Annotated in this window: 14 protein-coding genes; 9 read left to right on the plus strand and 5 right to left on the minus strand. The window is 66.6% G+C overall.

From position 1 onward, the window contains the following. The first annotated feature begins 49 nt into the window (after positions 1 to 49). Complete coding sequence (locus AC1DZY_RS02165) at positions 50 to 1,231, plus strand: pyridoxal-phosphate-dependent aminotransferase family protein (RefSeq protein WP_476818412.1); 1,182 nt, start codon at positions 50 to 52, stop codon at positions 1,229 to 1,231. A gap of 13 nt (positions 1,232 to 1,244) precedes the next feature. Here the strand turns inward: AC1DZY_RS02165 and AC1DZY_RS02170 are convergent, their stop codons facing one another. After that, complete coding sequence (locus AC1DZY_RS02170) at positions 1,245 to 2,390, minus strand: Gfo/Idh/MocA family protein (RefSeq protein ID WP_476818413.1); 1,146 nt, start codon at positions 2,388 to 2,390, stop codon at positions 1,245 to 1,247. 193 nt (positions 2,391 to 2,583) lie between these two features. Here AC1DZY_RS02170 and AC1DZY_RS02175 point away from each other — a divergent pair, with 193 nt between their 5' ends. Continuing rightward, entirely contained in the window at positions 2,584 to 3,345 is a 762-nt protein-coding gene (locus AC1DZY_RS02175; RefSeq protein ID WP_476818414.1) for an SDR family oxidoreductase, read from the plus strand. A gap of 82 nt (positions 3,346 to 3,427) precedes the next feature. On the opposite strand, the gene AC1DZY_RS02180 is transcribed toward AC1DZY_RS02175, so the two are convergent. Then, on the minus strand, positions 3,428 to 4,354 hold the full coding sequence (locus AC1DZY_RS02180) for an IS110 family transposase (RefSeq protein ID WP_476818415.1): 927 nt from the start codon (positions 4,352 to 4,354) through the stop codon (positions 3,428 to 3,430). A 253-nt stretch (positions 4,355 to 4,607) separates the two neighbouring features. Between AC1DZY_RS02180 and AC1DZY_RS02185 the strand changes: the two genes are divergently transcribed. Both AC1DZY_RS02185 and AC1DZY_RS02190 read left to right on the plus strand, forming a co-directional pair. Then, the gene (locus AC1DZY_RS02185) at positions 4,608 to 5,246 is read left to right on the plus strand and encodes a cation efflux transmembrane domain-containing protein (protein WP_476818416.1); all 639 of its coding nucleotides are present in this window, start codon (positions 4,608 to 4,610) and stop codon (positions 5,244 to 5,246) included. Positions 5,247 to 5,273: 27 nt separating this feature from the next. Continuing rightward, positions 5,274 to 7,259, plus strand: a complete 1,986-nt coding sequence (locus tag AC1DZY_RS02190; protein WP_476818417.1) for an acetyl/propionyl/methylcrotonyl-CoA carboxylase subunit alpha — start codon at positions 5,274 to 5,276, stop codon at positions 7,257 to 7,259. Between the two features lie 94 nt (positions 7,260 to 7,353). Here the strand turns inward: AC1DZY_RS02190 and AC1DZY_RS02195 are convergent, their stop codons facing one another. Then, positions 7,354 to 8,136, minus strand: a complete 783-nt coding sequence (locus AC1DZY_RS02195; protein WP_476818418.1) for an SDR family NAD(P)-dependent oxidoreductase — start codon at positions 8,134 to 8,136, stop codon at positions 7,354 to 7,356. Between the two features lie 216 nt (positions 8,137 to 8,352). Here AC1DZY_RS02195 and AC1DZY_RS02200 point away from each other — a divergent pair, with 216 nt between their 5' ends. Beyond that, positions 8,353 to 8,790 carry a DUF1489 family protein gene (locus AC1DZY_RS02200; RefSeq protein ID WP_476818419.1) on the plus strand — a complete coding sequence of 146 codons (438 nt, stop codon included), beginning with the start codon at positions 8,353 to 8,355 and terminating at the stop codon, positions 8,788 to 8,790. Between the two features lie 464 nt (positions 8,791 to 9,254). On the opposite strand, the gene panC is transcribed toward AC1DZY_RS02200, so the two are convergent. Next, positions 9,255 to 10,103 carry a pantoate--beta-alanine ligase gene (gene panC, locus AC1DZY_RS02205; RefSeq protein WP_476818420.1) on the minus strand — a complete coding sequence of 283 codons (849 nt, stop codon included), beginning with the start codon at positions 10,101 to 10,103 and terminating at the stop codon, positions 9,255 to 9,257. 64 nt (positions 10,104 to 10,167) lie between these two features. Between panC and AC1DZY_RS02210 the strand changes: the two genes are divergently transcribed. Together AC1DZY_RS02210 and AC1DZY_RS02215 are read left to right on the plus strand one after the other, a co-directional pair. Continuing rightward, on the plus strand, positions 10,168 to 10,914 hold the full coding sequence (locus tag AC1DZY_RS02210; RefSeq protein WP_476818421.1) for a VWA domain-containing protein: 747 nt from the start codon (positions 10,168 to 10,170) through the stop codon (positions 10,912 to 10,914). Continuing rightward, positions 10,911 to 11,624, plus strand: a complete 714-nt coding sequence (locus tag AC1DZY_RS02215) for a DnaJ domain-containing protein (protein WP_476818422.1) — start codon at positions 10,911 to 10,913, stop codon at positions 11,622 to 11,624. Before AC1DZY_RS02210 ends, AC1DZY_RS02215 begins: the two co-directional genes overlap by 4 nt. A 100-nt stretch (positions 11,625 to 11,724) precedes the next feature. Here AC1DZY_RS02215 and AC1DZY_RS02220 read toward each other — a convergent pair whose 3' ends face one another. After that, complete coding sequence (locus AC1DZY_RS02220; RefSeq protein WP_476818423.1) at positions 11,725 to 13,440, minus strand: SPOR domain-containing protein; 1,716 nt, start codon at positions 13,438 to 13,440, stop codon at positions 11,725 to 11,727. A 304-nt stretch (positions 13,441 to 13,744) separates the two neighbouring features. Here AC1DZY_RS02220 and AC1DZY_RS02225 point away from each other — a divergent pair, with 304 nt between their 5' ends. Beyond that, entirely contained in the window at positions 13,745 to 14,092 is a 348-nt protein-coding gene (locus AC1DZY_RS02225) for a phasin family protein (protein WP_476818424.1), read from the plus strand. A 238-nt stretch (positions 14,093 to 14,330) separates the two neighbouring features. Beyond that, positions 14,331 to 15,218: a cell wall hydrolase gene (locus AC1DZY_RS02230; protein ID WP_476818425.1), complete on the plus strand. Its 888-nt coding sequence runs from the start codon at positions 14,331 to 14,333 to the stop codon at positions 15,216 to 15,218. Positions 15,219 to 15,286: the final 68 nt, after the last annotated feature.

Here is a 15,286-nt window from a genome sequence, read left to right on the forward strand (position 1 = left end):
TCGTGCTGCGGCCGGGCTCGTCCCGGCCGTCATCTTTCAGGAGTGCTTCATGACTGTCGCCAACGGCCGGGCTTTGCTGGCCACGCCCGGCCCGACCAACATCCCCGACCGCGTGATGCAGGCGATGATGCGTCCGGCCGAGGAGCTCAGCTCGACCACGATCATAGGCCTGACCGAGACCGTGCTGGCCGATCTCAAGCGGATATTCCAGACCAAGGGCGAAACCTTCGTCTACGCGGCGAACGGTCACGGTGGCTGGGAGGCGGCGCTGACGAATGTGCTGTCGCGCGGCGATAAGGTCCTGGTGCTGGCGAGCGGCCGCTTTGCGGTCGGCTGGGGCGAGATGGCCCGGTTCATGGGCGCGGACGTCGAGGTCATGACCGGCTCCTGGCGCGCGTCGGTCGATCCGGCTGCTGTCGAGGAGCGGCTGCGGCAGGATAGCGAACATGCGATCAAGGCCGTCCTGATGGTGCAGATCGACACGGCGTCGGGCGTCGCCAACGACGTGCCGGCGGTGCGCAGGGCGATCGACGCCGCCGGCCATCCCGCCCTCTATATGGTCGACGGCGTCGCCTCTATCGGCTGCATGCCGTTCGAGATGGATGCATGGGGCGTCGATGTCGCCATGTCGGCGTCGCAGAAGGGCCTGATGACCTCGCCGGGCCTCGCTTTCGTCGCCGCCAATGAAAAGGCGCTCGCCGCCCACAAGACCGCGACGATGAAGACGCCGTATTGGGACTGGACGTCTCGCATGAACCCGATCGCCTATATGAAGCATTGCGGCACCGCGCCGGAGCATCTTTTGTTTGGCCTGCGCGCCGCGCTCGACATGATCTTCGAGGAGGGGCTTGAGGCCGTCTGGCGGCGTCACGCTCTGCTGGCGGGCGCGACCCATGCCGCCGTGGCGAAATGGGCCGAGGGCCAGGTTCTGTCCTGCAATGTGCTCGACCCGGCCCAGCGCTCGCCTTCGGTGACGCCGATTCTGGTTCAGGGCGCCGATCCCGCCGCGATCGGGGCCTTCACCCGCGATATCTGCGGAGTCACGCTGGGCTCCGGGCTGGGCGATCTCAACGGCAAGGCGTTCCGCATCGCCCATATGGGCCATGTCAACGCGCCGATGGTGCTGGGGACGCTGGCCTCGGTCGAGACCGCCCTGCAGGCGCTGAACGTGCCCCACGGCGCGGGCGGTGTTGCAGCGGCCATCGCGCATCTCGCCCAGGGCGTCGCCTGACAGGCCCGGGCCTTCAGGCTTCCAGCGTAACCCAGACGCCGCCGGCCGTGCTGGAACGTAGCGCGGCGTCCACCATGGCGACGCCGGCAAAGCCGTCCTCGATCGTCGGAAAACTGGTTGCGCGGTCGGGCTGCGTTCCATTGCGCCGGGCGATGATCGCGTCGGCCACCTCGCTGTAGATCGTCGCAAAGGCCTCCAGATAGCCTTCCGGGTGTCCGGCCGGAACCCGGCTGACGCGCTGGCCGGCAGCGTTCATCGCCGCCGTACCGCGCTTGATGACACGCGGCGCTTCGCCCAGCGGCGACCAGAGCAGGCGGTCGGGCTCCTCCTGGCTCCAGTCGATGCCACCCTTGTCGCCGAAGACGCGCAAGCGGAGGCCGTTGTTGTGGCCGATGGCGACCTGGCTGGCCCAAAGCGCGCCGCGCGCGCCGTCGGGATAGCGCAGCAGGATTTGCACGTTGTCGTCGACGCGGCGGCCCGGCACGAAGCGCGTGAGTTCGGCCAGAATCTGCTCCGGCATCAGGCCGGTGACGAAATGCGCCAGTTGGAAAGCATGCGTGCCGATGTCGCCGACGCAACCGCCAGCCCCCGAACGCGCCGGATCGGTGCGCCATTCCGCCTGCTTCTGCCCCGAGGTCTCGACCGGCGCTGCCAGCCATTCCTGCGGATACTCGACCTGCAAGACGCGGATGGCGCCGATCTCGCCGGCCTGCACCATGGCGCGCGCATGCCTGATCAGCGCATGGCCGGAATAATTATAGGTCACGGCGAAGATCAACCCGCTGTCTCGCGCCTTGTCGCGCAGGTGGCGCGCCTCCGCCAGCGTCGCGGTCAGCGGCTTATCGCAGATCACATGAATGCCGGCCTCGATGAAGGCCTCGGCCACCTCCGCATGGAGATGATTTGGGGTTACGATCGCCACGGCTTCGATGCCGTCATCGCGCGCGGCTTCGGCCTGGGCCATGCTGCGGTAGTCCGGGTACGATCGCGCAAGCCCGATCGCCTCGGCCGAGCGCGCAGCCTTGTCCAGCGAGGCCGAGAGCGTGCCCGCGAGCAGTTCGTAGCGGTCGTCGAGACGGGCGGCGATGCGGTGCACGGCGCCGATGAACGCGCCTTCGCCGCCGCCCACCATACCCAGTCGAATACGAGGCCCGGCCATTGCATCTCCTGCCTGCTGCGATGCGACACCTAGCACGCCGGCCATGTCGTGGTGAGGCCAGTTGGCATCTCGCCGCGGAAGCGCGCCGGGCAGGGCGGTGCAGCGCGAAAGCCTGTTCCGCGCGCGGCATGCGCTGCTATGGTCCTGGCTCCATCTGAAACGGTTGAACCGGCAAGAAACGACGAGGATCGCCATGTCTGCGCATAACAAGGTCGCCATCATCACCGGCGCGGGGTCGGGCGTCGGCCGCGCCGTCGCGCTCGCCTTTCTGAAGGACGGCTATCGCACCGTGCTCGCAGGGCGGCGCACTGACGCGCTCGACGAGACGATCAGACTGTCGGGCGCGCCGGCCGCGCAGGCTCTGGCCGTGCCGACCGACGTCACCGACCAGGCTTCTGTCCAGAACCTGTTCGCCAAGGCGAAGGCCGCGTTCGGCCGGCTCGACGTGCTGTTCAACAATGCCGGCGTCAATGCGCCCGGCGGCATCCTGCTTGAGGATCTGTCGCTGGCGCAGTGGCAGGCGGTGGTCGACACCAATCTGACCGGCCCGTTCCTGTGCACGCAGGAGGCCTTCAAGCTGATGAAGAGCCAGTCGCCGATGGGTGGCCGCATCATCAATAACGGTTCGATCTCGGCCTATGCGCCGCGCCCGAACTCGATCGCCTATACGGCGACCAAGCACGCCATCACCGGCCTGACCCGGACCTCCTCGCTCGACGGGCGCAAATACGACATCGCCGTCGGCCAAGTCGACATCGGCAATGCGCTGACCGAAATGGCGCAGCGCATGACGCAAGGCGTGCCGCAGGCGGACGGCTCGATCAAGATCGAGCAGGTCATGGACGTGAACCACGTCGCGACCTCCGTGCTGCACATGGCGAGCCTGCCGATCGAGGCCAATGTCCAGTTCATGACGATCATGGCCTCGAAGATGCCGTTCGTCGGGCGCGGGTGAAGGCGGCTGTCTGTGACCTCAATCCCGCCGTCATTCCGGGCGCAGCGAAGCGGAGACCCGGCAACTGTGTTGTGGGGGTTTGTCATGATTGGAACGCTGTGCTGGTTTTGGCCATTGCGTTGAGGATTGTGAGGAGTTTTCTGGCGACGGCTATGATGGCGACTTTGGTTGCGGCGGATCGTGCCTTGACGGCTTCGTAGAAGGCCTTGAAGCGCGGCGCGGTGCGGATGGCGGCGAGCGCGGCCATGTAGAGGGCGCGCCGGACGCGCCGTCTGCCGCCCCTGATGCTGCGTTTGCCGCGGTGGCGGCCGCTGTCGTTGTTGAAGGGCGCCAGGCCGGCCAGCGCCGCGATGGCCTTGGGCGAGCAGTGGCCGAGCTCGGGCATCAGGGCGATCAGGGTGGTCGCGGTGACCGGACCGACGCCTGGAGCCGAGCGCAGCAGGTCCTGCATCGCGGCCAGTTCGTCATCGGCGCGCAGAGCCTGCGCGATCAGGCGCTCGAGGGTCGCGATGTCCTCGTCGAGCCAGGCGAGATGACGTGCGAGGCTTCCCGTGGGATCGTCGGTCTCCTTGAAGCGGACCTTCTCGGCGGCCCGCATCTCGACCAGCTGGTCGCGGCGCTTGTGCAAGGACAACAAAGCGTCGCGGGCAGGATCGGAGGCTGTGTCGGGGGCGAACGCCAGCATCCGCGCCATCGCGGCGAGCATCCGTGCGTCGATCGCGTCGGTCTTGGCGAGGCGGCCGGTGGCGCGGGCGAAGTCGCGGGCCCGGGCCGGGTTGATGCGGGCGAAGCGGCAGCCCGCTTCTTCCAGCGCGCGCTGCAGCCTGCGGTCATAGGGCCCGGTCGCCTCGAAGGCGACGAAGGCCGCGGCCGTGTCCAGGGACGACAGCCAGGCCGCGATCGCAGCCGCCGTATTGTCGATCCGAAAGCCCTCGCCGCGGCTCTCGTCGAACAGGTCGAGATGATGCTTGGCGATATCGCAACCGATGAAGCAGGGGTGTATGGTCATGGGGCCTGTCCCTGTGCTGCGAGGTCCGGTGCAAGCGGCCTCGGTCAACTGTTCAGGATGGGGTATCGAAGCGGGCGGGAGCCGCGCCGGGTCACGGTGTTCGCCACCAGGAATCCAACGGCTTCCCGCCCGCGCCAATCATGACACAAACCCAACACACAGGAATCCATCATAGGGTGCTGTCGCGCTTCATGATGGATTCCGGATCGGCGCGGCTTTGCCGCTTGTCCGGAATGACGGCAAGGTTGGGGGCATGACAGAGCAAACCGAAGCCGCCGTCTCCCGCGCCTACACCTTCACCATCTGGGGCATCGCGCTCGGCATCCTCGTCTTCGCCGCTTGCGTCGTCGCTGTCGCGCTCTGGCTCGGCAACGACCAACTTTTCAAGGACGGCGTCGACTGGGTCTATGACGTTGCGCTCTATGGCATCGCGGCGCTGATCTTCGGCCGCGATGCGCGTGCCGAGAAGCTCGCCGCGCTGGCCATCGGCGCTGTCATGGCGGTGGCGGGCCTGCATACGCTTTACGATCTCTGGAGCAAGATCGTCAGCCCGCGCCCGATCGAGATCTGGGCGCTGGGCTTTTCGGCCGCGAGCGCGATCGTCATTGCCGTGCTGATCGTCGGCCTGCTCTGGCGATTCCGGCGCGAGACAAATCCGGTGATCAAGGCGACCTGGCTGTCGAGCCGCAACGATGTGATCTCGACGACCGGCTTTGCCCTGATGGGTCTCTTCGCCCGGCTCGCGCCGGTGCGCTGGCCCGAATATCTGTTCGACGTTCTGGTCGCGTGCCTCTGCTTTCAGGCGACATGGGCGATCTGGCGCTCGGTACGGGGCAAGAGCGAACCCGATTTGCACAAACATGCGCAGACAGATGCAGCGGTGCCGCTATAAAGGCGGCACCTGTCGAGGATGCCTCCGATGTCGATCGCCGCAAAGCTGCCCTCCATCCTGATCGCCAATCGCGGCGAGATCGCCTGCCGTGTCATCCGCACGGCCAGGCGGCTGGGCCTGCGCACCATCGCGGTCTATTCCGACGCGGATGCCGAGGCGCTGTTCGTCCAGATGGCCGATGAGGCCTGGCATATCGGGCCGTCGCCGGCGCGCGAAAGCTATCTCGACGCCGAAAAAATACTGGCGGTGGCCAGGGAGGCCGGCGCGGCCTGCATCCACCCCGGCTACGGCTTCCTCTCCGAGAACGCCGATTTCGCCGATGCCTGCAAAGCGGCCGGCATCGTCTTCGTCGGCCCGCCGGCCTCCGCGATCCGCGCGATGGGCCTGAAGGACGCCGCCAAGGCGCTGGTCGAGAAGGCGTCCGTTCCGGTCGTGCCGGGTTATCACGGCGCCGAGCAGGGCGTCGATTTCCTGGCGAAGGAGGCCGACCGGATCGGCTATCCCGTCCTGATCAAGGCGGTCGCCGGCGGCGGCGGCAAGGGCATGAAGAAGGTCGATCGTCCCGAAGATTTCGCGGACGCGCTCGCCAGCGCCCAGCGCGAGGGCAAAAACGCCTTCGGCGACGCCCGCGTGCTGGTCGAGAAATACGTGCTCTCGCCGCGCCATGTCGAAATTCAGGTTTTCGGCGACAGCCACGGCAACGTCGTCCACCTCTATGAGCGCGACTGCTCGCTCCAGCGCCGCCATCAGAAGGTCATCGAGGAGGCGCCCGCGCCCGGTATGACGCAGGAGGTCCGCGCCGCCATGGGCAAGGCCGCGACAGAAGCCGCGAAAGCCGTCGGCTATGTCGGGGCCGGCACCGTCGAGTTCATCGCCGATGGCCGCGAGGGACTGCGCGCGGATCGATTCTATTTCATGGAGATGAACACGCGTCTTCAGGTGGAGCATCCGGTCACCGAGGCGATCACCGGGCTCGATCTCGTCGAGCTCCAGCTCAAGGTCGCAGCCGGCGAGCCGCTTGGCTTCAGCCAAGCCGATGTGACCGCGACGGGCCATGCCGTCGAGGCACGGCTCTATGCCGAAGACCCCGAAAAGGGCTTCCTGCCCTCGACCGGAAAGCTCTGGGCGCTACAGTTTCCGACGGCCGACGGCATCCGCATCGATACCGGCGTGGAGGCTGGCGACACCGTGACGCCGTTCTACGATCCGATGATCGCCAAGGTGATCGCTCATGCCGCGACCCGCAACGAAGCGCTCGACAAGCTCGCCGCCGCGCTGGGAGAGACCATCGTCGCTGGCCCGCGCACCAATCTCGCCTTCCTGAAGAAGCTCGCGGAGTCGCAAGGATTTCGCGATGGCCCCTTCGATACCGGCTTCATCGAGCGCAACATCACGGCGCTGGGAGCCGAGCCGCAGCCGCTCGATGCCGCTGCGGTCGCGGCCGCCGCTCTGCTGCTGGAGGAGGAGCGGCAGCTTTCGGGCCTGATGCAGGCTGCCGAGCGGGCCGAAGGCGAGCATCGTTCGCCGTGGCTCGTCGCGGACAATTTCTCGCTGATGCCGAAGCCGGTGTTGGGACTCGCGCTGCTGGTCGATGGAGAACGTGTCGAGGCCCGGATCGAGTGGGACGAAAACAGTGCCCGCGTCAGCCTGCCCGACCATGAGATCGGTGAGGGCGAACATGAGGTCATGCTGGCGCAAGGCGAACGCGGAACCTATCTCGCCTTGCATCGCGGCCGACAGACGGCGGTGTCGCTGTTCGATCCCTACACGGTCGATCTCGACGCGGCGGCCGGTTCGGGCGGCGTCATCAAGGCGCCGATGCACGGCAAGCTGATCGCGCTTTTCGTCACGGCCGGGGAGGCGGTGGTCAAGGGCCAGCGTCTCGCTATCGTCGAGGCGATGAAGATGGAGCACGTGCTGACTGCTCCGCGCGACGGCACCGTCACCGAGGTCGCCGGCGAGCCTGGCGGGCAGGTGGCCGAGGGTGCGAAGGTCGTCGTGCTGGGGGAGTGATCCTCTTGGCGCCGTTCTCGGGCTCGGTCCGAGCATCTCGGGCCGAAAGGTCACCGGACGATTCGCCGGTCAAGCCCGACAATGACGTTGGACGTCAGGTGTCGGTGGACCGGTTCCGCCCGACCAGCGGGAACTGCTCGACCTCGTAGATCTGCCCCGACACCGGCGCTGAATCGTCCGACAGCCAGAACGCCGTATGCGCGGCGATCTCGTCTGGCTGCATGATCTGGCCGGTCGGCGCGAAAACCGGCGAAACCACTTTCTCCCAGCCCGGCTGGCGGCCCTCGCGCTGCTGCGTCGCGTCTTCGTTGGCGGTGAAGGTCCAGCCGACATTGAGGCAGTTGACCCTGATTTTCTCAGGTCCCAGCGCATCGGCGAGATTGCGCGTCATCGTTGTCAGCGCGCCCTTCGACATCGAATAGACAGTGAGGTCGGACTGGCCGCAGAGCGCGTTGATCGAGCCGATCGTGACGATCGCGCCGCCCGATTTCTGCAGGCGGAAGGCCCGGATCGCGGCTTCCGCGCAGAGCAGCGGCGCGCGCGCGTTGATCGAAAAAACATGGTCGAAGAACTCCGCCGTCGTCTGGCCGATGACGCCGCGCGGATAAATGCCGGCATTGTTGACCAGCCCGTCGATCCGGCCGAACGCCTGAACCGTGGCGTCGACCAGCGCCTGCGCCGTGGCCGGCTCTGCGAGGTCTCCTGTCGCGCCATGCGCGGCGGCGCCGAGATGGCGGCAGGCGGCGTCGACCTCGGCCTGCTCGCGGCCATGCACCAGCACTTTTGCCCCTTCGGAGACCAGCCGCTGCGCCATGGCATAGCCGATGCCGGTCGAGGAGCCGGTGACGAGGATGGCCTTGCCAGCAAGTCCGCGCATGGTCTGTCTCCGTTTCGATCGGCGCTTTATTAGCCTGCCAGCCTCGCTCCGTCATGCTCGGCCTTGTGCCGAGCATCCACGTCTCGGGCGTAGAACCCGACAACGGGAGACGTGGATGGTCGGGACAAGCCCGACCATGACGGAAATGGCTCAGCCGCTGTGGAGAAACGCCGCAAGTGCTGGTCGGGTTGCCTTGCTCGCACTAGGTTGCCCGTCATGCCGCTTCACATGCTCAAGCTCTGCGTCGGAGCCGAATCGATCAGCGACCTCGAGGATTGGGTCGCGGAGCGCATGAGCCAGCGCCGCGGCCTGCGCCAGGCCGAAGAACACATCCACACGACCCGGATGGTGCCCAAGCGGATCGAGGAGATCATCAGCGGAGGCTCGCTTTACTGGGTCATCAAGGGGCAGGTCTCGGCCCGCCAGCGCCTGACCGACATCCGCCCGTTCAAGGACGCCGACGGCATCGGCCGCTGCCATCTCGTGATGGAGCCCACGGTGGTCGCAGTGGAGCCGCGCCCATGCTGGCCGTTCCAGGGCTGGCGCTATCTGCAGGACAAGGACATCCCCCGCGACATCGACGGCCGCAGCGGCGATCTCGGCATCATGCCCGAGGCGATGCGGCGGGAACTGGCGGAGCTGGGGTTGTTGTAGGCGATGCGCAGCGCTGCTTGGTCTGCGCGCATGCGTGCGGGGTGATGGCGGCCCTGGTTTTTAGGCGATAGCGATCGAACAGATGTGTCCGCTCAACTGGAAAGGCAGGGGCGGGAGCAGACGACCACTCGGAGCCGTCGCGACACCTGTGCAGAAGATCGCGTAGGCCCAGATGCCCATGATGATGATGAAACGCCCGTCGTTCCACCAAAGCTCGATTCCGCGTGTCTTCGTTATGAGTCCGGCTGCTCCCAGGTAAATCGCGACGTGGACCCAAAAAGTCAGAAGCCAACCCAATGTCATGGTCAATAGAATGCCAATTGGAGCCGCTATAGCAGGTAATGCGACAGCCAGAGCAATCAAGCAGACGTTGAATAACCACGCGAAAAACGGCATTATGACGCTCAGCTTTTGTGTTCTAGCGATCTAGAATGCCAATACTAAAAATATGCGCTCAACGAGCCTCACACGCCGATATTGTCGATCAAGCGCGTCCCCCCCAGTCTTGCCGCCACCAGCAATCGGATCGGCCCGTCCGCTAGCGACGTGACTTGCGCCAGCGAGTCGGCGTGCCGCGCCTCCAGATAATCCAGCTCGAACCCCGCACTGATGATCTCGTTCTGCGCCTCGCGCAGGGCCTCGAAGAGCGGATCCTCGTTCCGGATTCGCACCGCCAGCACCTGCATCACCTTGTGCAGCAATGGCGCGAGCGCGCGGTGCTCGGGCGAGAGGTAGCGGTTGCGCGAGGACATGGCGAGACCATCGGGCTCGCGGAAGGTTGGCAGCGGCACGATCTCGATGCCGAGATCGAGATCTTCAGCCATCCGCGTCACCACCTTGAGCTGCTGGTAGTCCTTCTCGCCGAAGACCGCGAAGTCGGCGCGCGACTGCGTGAACAGCTTGCAGCAAACCGTTGCCACGCCTTCGAAATGCGTCGGGCGGAAGCGATCGTCCAATCCCACGGCCGCCGGCCCCAGCAGCAGCACGCGGCTGGCGAAGCCGGGCGGATACATCTCCTCGACGGCGGGGAAGAAGATGGCGTCGGCATTGGCGTCCGCCAGCATGGCGCGGTCGTTGTCGAAGGTGCGTGGATATTTCTTGAAATCCTCGTGCGGCGCGAACTGCGTCGGATTGACGAAGATCGAGACGATGACGCGCCGCGCATGGCGTTGCGCTTCCTTGACCAGCGCGATGTGGCCGTCGTGCAGCGCGCCCATCGTCGGCACGAGCGCGACCTTGTCGCCGGCCGCGTGCCAACCGGCGACCGCGGTCCGCATCGCGGCAACCGTCTCGAAAATTGCAACCTGCGTCATTGCGCATGCTCTCCCGTGGAGCGGACGGGTAGCAAATGCGCGGGGAACCGCCAATATCAGAGGCATGAGCGAAAAGACCGACAAGGCTTTGGGGCGAGCGACCGGAGCAGGCGTGGCAAGGCCCGGCGCCTCCGCTTCGGCTGAGATCGACCGATTCCTCGGCGCGGCCAAGCAGCTTGCGCCGCTGGCGACGGGGCAGGCGGGCCGGCTGGTCTTTGCGCTCGACGCCACGATGAGCCGCCAGCCGACCTGGGACCTCGCCTGCTCGCTGCAGGCAAAAATGTTCGAGGTCGCGGCCGGCAGCGGCGGGCTCGCCGTGCAACTGGTGTATTTCCGTGGGCTGATGGAATGCCGCTCTTCCGGCTGGGTCGGCGAGCCGCAGCGCCTGACCGGGTTGATGAGCAAGATCGCCTGCGAAGGTGGCCAGACCCAGATCCACCGCGTGCTCAAGCATGTCCGCGACGAAGCCAAGGCTGTTCCGATCCGCGCTTTCGTTTTCGTCGGCGACGCGATGGAGGAAGACGCCGACGCGCTTGCCGCCCTTGCCGGCGAGCTCGGATTGCGCGGCATTCGCGGCTTCCTCTTTCAGGAAGGGCACGATTCCGCCGCGAGTTCCACCTTCGCCATGATGGCGCGCCTGACCGGTGGCGCGCATGCGCGCTTCGACATCAATGCGCCTGGCTCGCTACTCGATCTGCTGCGCGGGGCAGCAGCCTATGCCAGTGGCGGGCGCGAGGCGCTGCTCCGGCTTGCCGGCGGCAGCCCGGCTGTGAAGGGTCTGCTTGGCGCCATGGACGGAGGCCGCCGGTGACGCTGCTCTACGGTGTCGCCGTTCTCATCCTGGTCTGGTGGGTGTCGAAGCTTTTTGCCGGCGCCAACCCGAAATTCCTCGCCAAGGCGGTGAAGACCGGCGGTGGCGTGCTTTCGCTCGGCGTCGCGGCCCTGCTGATGCTGCGGGGCCGGCTCGACATGGCGGTCTTTGTCGGCGGCGTTGGGGCCTGGCTGCTCGGCTGGAGCGCCTATGGCCCGGGCGGCATGCGCTTTCCATGGGGCGCGAGCCAGACAGCGACGCCGGGCGCCCGCTCGAAGGTCGAGTCGGGCCTGCTCGAAATGGAACTCGACTATGACAGCGGCGGCATGACCGGCAAGGTCAGGGCCGGCGCCTTTGTCGGCCGGGAGCTTGATGCGTTGAGCCTGCCCGAGATCGGCGTGCTGATGCGTGAATGCCTGGCGCAGGATCCCGAGGGCGCGCGCCTGCTAGAGGCATATCTCGACCGCAGGACGCCCGGCTGGCGTGAAGACGCAGACCGTGATCGCGACGCGGGGCAGGGTCGCCCGGCGGGCGCGGGCGCGATGTCGCAGCAGGAGGCCTACGAGATCCTGGGGCTTCAGCCGGGGGCGGGCGAGCAGGCGATCCGCGAGGCCCATCGGAGCCTGATGAAACGCATTCATCCGGACGCCGGGGGCAGCAGCGGCCTTGCCGCTCGCGTCAACCAGGCCAAGGATGTCCTTTTGAAGTGAGGCAGGACCTTGCTGAAGTGAGGCGGGGCCTTGAGCCTGGGGAGCCTGCGGCATCGTGTGGGTCTGGAACGACATGGTCATGATCCTTCCCTGACGCCGCTCAGCCGCGGGTCGCAAAGCAGGCGAAGCCGTCACGCTTGAGCTTGGTGCAGGCGTTCTGGGCGTCCTTGGGGTCCTCGAAGCCGGCGAAGCGGGCGCGGAACAGGGTTGCGCCACCCTTCTCGACCTTCTCGGTGAAGCCCGAGGCGTCGGCGAGTTGGCCTGCCGCCTTGGAGCGGGCGCGGGCCAGGATGTCCTTGGCCTTGCCCTCATTGTCGGTCGCGCCGAGCTGGATGATCCATTTGCCGGAGGCGGCTGCGGCGGCCGGGCGCGCATCGCTCGCCCTGCTGTCCTGCGCCTTGGCGAGAACGGTCGTGGCCGGCTCGTGCTTCTTCTCGGGCGCGGCGAGCGCGGTCGCGGGCGGCTGGCGCAGTTCGACCTTGGCCTCCGGGGTCTTGATGTCCTGAGCCTTGTGCTCGGCTACCTTCTGCGGCGCGGGCTTCTCCTCGGGCTCGGCCACCCTGGCGATCGAGGAGGTCACATCGACATTCGCCGGCGGGCGCATGATCTTGCCGTCCGCGGCGGGCGCGCCGATGGCCCAGCGCATCGCCGATGGCGTCGTCGTCGCCGTCACCGGGCGCAGACCCGAAAGCTGGATCGGCTGCGCGCCGACATTGATCGGGCGCGGCGGCGCGATCGGCGTCGTGGTGGTCGTTGCGGTATAGGCGCGGGCGGCGGCAGGGATCTGCGCCTCCTGCTGGATGCGCGGACGCGGGATCGGCAGCGGGGCGGCTTCGGCCACGACCTGCGGCGGAGCGGCCCGGCGCGCGGGTTCCTCCTTGCGCGGTGCGATCTCTTCGTCGTCGGCTTCGGCGACCATGGTCGAGGCACGGCCCGAGGTCGACGCCTTCGGCAGCGAGGCGAGCACGAGATCGGCCATGATCCGGTCGCGCGAGGAGCCCGAGCGGCCGCCGAGCACGACAGAGACGATGTGGCGGCCCTCGGACTTGGCCGAGGTCATCAGGTTGAAGCCCGACAGATTGGTGTAGCCGGTTTTGATACCGTCCACGCCCTCGACGCGGCCGAGCAGCTTGTTGTGGTTGCGATAGGCGCCGCCGGCGTAATTGAACACCCGCGTCGAGAACATCGGATAGTACTTCGGAAAGCGCTCCTGGATGGCGCGGGCGAGGATCGTAAGGTCGCGCGCGGTCGTGATGTTCGGCGGGCTGTGGGGCAGGCCGTGAGGATTGTAGAAGGCCGAATTGCGCATGCCGATCGAGCGGGCCTTGGCCGTCATCATCCGGGCGAATTCGTCCTCGGACCCAGCGACGTTCTCGGCGATCGCCATGGCGACGTCGTTGGCCGACTTGGTCACGATGGCGAGGATGGCGTCGCGGACCTCGATGGTCTCGCCCGGCGCAAAGCCGATCTTGGACGGCGCCTGCCTTGCGGCATGAGCCGAGACCGTCAGCTCGGAGTTCATGGTGAAGCGGCCGCGCTCGAGCTGCTCGAACAGCAGATAGAGCGTCATCACCTTGGTGATGGAGGCCGGGATGCGCGGCGCGTCCTCGTTGACGGCATGGAGGGTGCGCCCGGTCTTGGCGTCGACCACCATCGCGGCATAGGGAGGGGCGTAGCCGCCGCCGACATGGCGCCGCTTCTTGCGGGCAGCCTCGGCAGGGGATGCAGCCACGCTGAGCGCGACCACGGCGACACCGATCAGGCCGATCAGCGCGCGAAGACGCACGCGTCGGAAACCAACGCTACAAAAAGCCATGCAACCCGCCTCAACCCGAAACGCAACGTCCCCGGTCCCGAACCCCGTCAACAAACGTGGCAATCAGGACACAGTGAGAGAGGTTAGGCGGATGCGGTTACGGAGCCGTTAAAAGGCGATCGATCTTCCGTGAGGCCGTTCTGCGTTTGATGCAATGCAGCGCATCCTTGACATTCATGTTGCGGTGCACAATATGAGGCCTGTCCCGGTGATGAACCTTTCATCTGACCTTGGGGCGAGAAACCTGGGCCCGCACGGGCTCGTCAGCAGAAGGCGACGCGCAAGTCGTGTCGAGGGAAGAAACATGAACCAGCAGTTCGAAACCATCCAGAAGGCTTCCAAAGAGAACGTCGATGCGGCTCTGAAGGCTTTCGGCGTCACCTCCAAGGGCGTGCAGTCGATCGCCGTCGAGGCCACCGACTATGCCAAGAAGTCCTTCGAGGCCGGCACCGCGACCATCGAGAAGCTCGCCGCCGTGAAGACCCTGGACAAGGCCATCGAGATCCAGACGGCTTACGCCAAGAGCGCTTTCGAGGGCGCAGTCGCCCAGATGACCAAGATGGGCGAGCTCTACACCGCTCTCGCCAAGGACGCCTACAAGCCGTTCGAGCCGATGATGGCCAAGATCGTTCCGGCCACCGCCGCCAAGTGAGCTGACGCGCCGCCCGTGCGGCGCTCGCACACAGAGTTGAGTTGCGTATACGAAGCCCGGTCAAAAGACCGGGCTTTTTCATTGTGGCGAGAGCCCGGCCGCCTTGCCGCATCGAGACGCTGCGCGATCCAGCCCCCTTCCGTCTCGAACTGACTTTCTGCTAAGACGTCATGGATTCCTTGCCGGTGCTACGGATCGCTGCTCGCGGCAATCCCGCATTCAGTCATGAGGTCGCCGCATGAAGTGGGCTTTGATCGCCGCAAACGCCGGCTCCACCGGCATGAGCCGATACGGCCGCAAGGCGATCCCACTCCTGATTTCACTCGCCGCGCCTGCTTTGGGCGCCTGCAGCACGTCGCCGGTCCCGACCGCTTCGACTGTCGCGCCGGTGGCGAAGGAGCCCGGCGAGGCGCGCAAGCGTGCGGTTGCGCTGGCGAAGGCCGATCCGCGCGAAAGGGACTGCCTCGTCCGTGCCATGTATTTCGAATCGAACCGCTCGAGCGAGACCGGCCTGCTCGGTGTCGGCACGGTGGTGATGAATCGGGTCGGAGCATCGCGGTATCCCGAGACGATCTGCGGCGTCGTCGGCGCCCCGCGCCAATTCGCGAGCGGCGTCCTGACCCGTCAGATGGCGGCGCGCGACCTGCCGATGGCGCAGGCCATCGCCGAGGACATCCTCAACGGCCGGCGCAACGAGGCGGTCGGCGAGGCCAAGCATTTTCATACGGCCGGCCTGCGCTTTTCCTACAACAACATGCACTACCTGACCGTGGCGGGCGGCAACGCCTTCTATCTGAAGGGCGAGCGGCCCGAGCGGCGGCGCATCGAGGAGCCGCGCTATCAGATTGCGGCGGTCTCCGAGCCTGAGCCCCCGGCCGCCACATCCTCCGCTGTACCGCCATCCTTCGCCGCCGTGCCGCTGGCCTTTGCGCCGTCGCCCGTCGCCGCAGCACCCGCAAGCCTCGTGTCGAGCCTTGTCGAGAACGCGCCGCTGCCGCCAAGCCGGCCGTTCGATCTCGATCTGCGCAAGAAGACGGCGCGCGTCGATGTCGGGCCGTCGAAGGGCTACGCCCGTCTCGCGGCCGTGATGCCGAGCGGCACGCGCGGTAGCATCAAGCCGTATTGATTCGACGGGCGCGTCTTGCCGAGCTGGTCGTCGACCGTCCTCTGCTGAGTTCTTTCAACCGATTGAAA

It is taken from the genome of Allobosea sp. P2_A10 (genome assembly GCF_056405115.1).